This is a genomic window from cf. Phormidesmis sp. LEGE 11477 (assembly GCF_015207105.1).
Taxonomy (GTDB): domain Bacteria; phylum Cyanobacteriota; class Cyanobacteriia; order Phormidesmidales; family Phormidesmidaceae; genus Phormidesmis.
Window position 1 is genome coordinate 1 of sequence record NZ_JADEXO010000285.1, and the last position, 1013, is coordinate 1013.

Annotated in this window: 1 protein-coding gene; it reads left to right on the plus strand. The window is 50.0% G+C overall.

The annotated features are described in order from the left end of the window. Positions 1 to 1013 (plus strand): hypothetical protein (locus IQ256_RS29335; protein ID WP_193859199.1); only part of this gene is annotated, 1013 nt, incomplete at both ends.

Consider the following 1013-nt stretch of genomic DNA (forward strand, 5'->3'; position numbering starts at 1 on the left):
GCCTCGCCACTAGCCAACCCCTCACCGCCTGGTTCTGGCCTCACCTATTCTCTCATTCGCATACAGCCCGCAGCGCCTTCTCTTGGCATCCCACCCAATCTCCTCACGACGCTGTCAAAGCTGTACTCATCCAGCTTGCCGCTCATCCGCTCAATCCTCTCGCCACCGCCACCGTTCTGCGACAGCTCCACAGTCAGCACTCACTCACCGCCTTTCTCAAGCTGCTGAATCCCGATGACGGCACCTACTTGTTAGCTCAGCAAAACTGGACAGTACCTAGTGCTAAAACGACTGCTGAAACAACATTCAGCCGAAGCGATCTAGTTCAGCGCCATCTAGCACTACCTGACACCTTTACTTCAATCCAAAACTGCGATTGGCCCAAAGATGATACTCGCCTACTTTGGGCTGTGGCGATGGGTTTGATTGCCCAAAATCCCACGCAGTTAGAAATGGATGTCGTCGCGATCGCCCATCAGTTGATCGAATTCCATATCACAGACACCTGCGAACCACCCTCAAAAGACAATCCAAAGAACCACAGCAGCAGTCAAAACAATCTTCTGCCTACCGAGAAAGGAAATCTTGATCCAGCGGTATCGAATAAATTAATCGCTCCTCAAGCCAGAGAAAAAGACCGCGAAACAGATGCCTATCGCAGCCGAGAATCATCTCTAGAAGAGGCGAACCGTCAGCCTACTCAAACCCAGGCAAGCTCCAAGTCAGCTACTCCTCAATCTTCTAAAGAAGAAAACTCTCAGATTAAAGCTCAACAGAAAGAAGAGAACCTTCTCGTCAGCACAAGCAATCCTCTGGGCTTACACACTGACCATGCCGGACTCTTCTACCTTCTCAACATTCTAGACTATCTGAACCTACCCACCTACCTATACAAATACAACAACCCTATATTTCCACATACCCTACTTCACTACATTGCCACCCGACTACAGGTTCCTACCGAAGATTCTATTTTTGACGCGATCGCTCCCCATTCCCCCACTCTCCCATTC